Genomic DNA, 2,618 nt, shown 5'->3' on the forward strand with positions numbered 1-2,618 from the left:
GATGTTTTCGACCAGTTGATCGCCTGCGTCGATATCCACGCCTGCGTCACGATAGCTCAAAGAAGTGCTCATTGGATTTCCTTATTCGGGTATGGGTAGATTGTCGGAGCGTATTTTATCTTAAATTAGAGGATTCAGGCTGAATTTTTTGGCATTATTGTCAACAATTTTTATTTTATCTTAATAGCCGTCACGCGTTCAGACGGCCTTTGTGAATCTGTTATACTGCTTATTGATTTTGAAAACCTTAAACATCAATTGGGAAATACCTTTTTATGTATCAAAAGAAAACGCGCGGCGCAAAACCGTGGATTATTATGGCTTGCGTTATCGCGGCCTTTATTTGGCTTTTATATGCCTTGGGCGATGTTTTGACGCCGTTTATCGTAGCTGCCGTTTTGGCCTATGTTTTGAATCCCTTGGTCGAATGGCTGCAACTGAAGCGTATCCGTCGCGCGCCGGCCTCTATGATTATTATGGCACTGGCTTTGCTGATATTGCTGTCGTTGGTGCTGATTATCGTGCCTATGTTGTTGAACCAGTTTAACAATCTGGCCGAACGCCTGCCACAAATCGTAGGCTTTGTTCAAAACAAATTGCTGCCGTGGCTCAATAGCGTCAGCGGGGATTATATTCAAATCGATCAAGAATCAATTATTGCATGGTTGCAGTCGCATACGGATGAGTTGAGCAATACGCTCAAAGAATGGATTCCTACCTTGATGCGTCAAAGTGGTAACGTCATCAGCGGCGTCAGCAATTTGGTGTTGTTACCTTTGCTGCTGTATTACTTCTTGTTGGATTGGAAACGCTGGTCTTCCGGAATCAGCAAATTGGTTCCGCGCCGTTTTATCGAAACTTACACGCGTATCAGCGGCAATATGGATGAAGTTTTGGGCGAGTTTCTGCGTGGCCAGCTGATGGTGATGATGATTATGGGCTTGGTCTATGGCTTGGGCTTGATGCTGGTCGGTTTGGATTCCGGCTTTGCCATCGGTATGATTGCCGGTATTTTGGTATTTATTCCGTATTTGGGTGCATTTACCGGCCTTTTGCTGGCGACAGTTGCCGCGCTTTTGCAATATGGCTCATGGCAGGGTTTGTTGATGGTCTGGGCTGTATTCGGTGTCGGACAATTCTTGGAAAGCTTTTTCATTACGCCTAAAATCGTCGGCGACCGCATCGGTTTGTCTCCGTTCTGGGTGATTTTCTCGTTGATGGCTTTCGGACAACTGATGGGTTTTGTCGGTATGCTTGCCGGTCTGCCGCTTGCCGCCGTAACATTGGTTTTATTGCGTGAAGGTGCATCTGCCTATTTCGGCAGCCATTTCTATAAACATAAATAAATCGATGATATTAAGGCCGTCTGAAATCCAAGTTTCAGACGGCCATTGATAACAAAGGAAGTCTATATGTTAGCCATTATCGGCGGCAGCGGTTTGACCAAACTGCCGGAACTCGAAATTACTGAACGAAAAATCGTACGCACTCCATACGGCTTAACCAGCAGTCCTATTTTGTTCGGCAGGTTGGGGCGCTTGGACATTGTTTTTCTCGCCCGACACGGCTTCAGCCATACCATCGCGCCGCATGAAATCAACTATCGCGCCAATATCTGGGCATTGCACTCTTTAGGCGTTGAAAACATTATTGCCATTTCTTCAGTCGTCGGTATCAACCCTGATTTTGAAAACGGCAGTCTGGTGTTGCCGGACGATTTGATTGACTATACCTATGGCCGTAAAGATACTTTTTTTGAAGGCCAAGAATGCCCTGTCGTCCATACCGATTTTTTCAACCCTTATTGCAATGAATTGCGACAAAAGTTATTAAATATCACGAAAGCGCACAATGTGCCGATTTACGACACAGCAGTATATGGCTGCCTGCAAGGCCCGCGCCGTCCAACTCGCGCAGAAATTGCCCGTTATCGCAATGATGGTGTAGATGTACTTGGTATGACCGGTATGCCCGAAGCTGTTTTGGCCAGAGAGTTGAAAATGGCCTATGCCCACTTTTGCAGCGTCAGCAGCATTGATTGCTTTGATAGCGGAGTAGGGACTGTAGGCTGTAATGAACAGACTTCTATGGCGATGACGAAAATCCGACAATTATTGAATGGTTTGTAATTGATCATGCCGTCTGAAATGATGTTTTCAGACGGCATTGTTTTAGTTAAGAAGCCGTTTCACGCGCCCAATGAGGCAGGGAAGCTTTTTGTTTGCGGAACGAGGCAAGTTGCATGCCCCGACATTTTTCAAAAATCAATTCGACCCCGCTTTGCAGCTGTAAAATCAAATTGGTATGCGTTTCCGTTTTAATAAAGTCAATATTGCGTTGTACCAAGCGCTGAATGACGGCATAAACATCAAGGCAGCCATTTGCAAAAAACCACGGATTCAATTTTACCCAACGGCCGCCGCTTAGTGCAGCATCAGGCTGAAAATCAGCGCGAATCTGTGTCAAACGATTGTCGGAGAAATGCAGTTCGATATCGCCATAAAGCCAAATATTCCAGCCTTTTTGTACCAACAAGCCTTTAGGGACGCAATCAGGCGCAGGAAACATCTGCAAAATAGACTCTGCCGATTGTCCGATTTCCAGATAGTCAAACCGGC

General features: G+C 45.7%; 3 protein-coding genes and 1 pseudogene. 2 read left to right on the plus strand and 2 right to left on the minus strand.

Going from position 1 to position 2,618, the window contains the following annotated elements; translation table 11 throughout:
* Nucleotides 1–72, minus strand: a pseudogene (locus tag ACTHUE_RS15165) (AIR synthase related protein); the annotation flags it as partial.
* A 203-nt stretch (nt 73–275) separates the two neighbouring features.
* Here ACTHUE_RS15165 and ACTHUE_RS15170 point away from each other — a divergent pair.
* Nucleotides 276–1,346 carry an AI-2E family transporter gene (locus ACTHUE_RS15170; protein WP_049335191.1) on the plus strand — a complete coding sequence of 357 codons (1,071 nt, stop codon included), beginning with the start codon at nt 276–278 and terminating at the stop codon, nt 1,344–1,346.
* A gap of 66 nt (nt 1,347–1,412) precedes the next feature.
* Complete coding sequence (locus tag ACTHUE_RS15175) at nt 1,413–2,129, plus strand: S-methyl-5'-thioinosine phosphorylase (protein ID WP_049343856.1); 717 nt, start codon at nt 1,413–1,415, stop codon at nt 2,127–2,129.
* A 46-nt stretch (nt 2,130–2,175) separates the two neighbouring features.
* On the opposite strand, the gene ACTHUE_RS15180 is transcribed toward ACTHUE_RS15175, so the two are convergent.
* A partial coding sequence (locus ACTHUE_RS15180; RefSeq protein ID WP_440423909.1) for a hypothetical protein occupies nt 2,176–2,618 on the minus strand: 443 nt, incomplete at its 5' end.

It is taken from the genome of Neisseria sp. P0021.S005, from assembly GCF_051956955.1.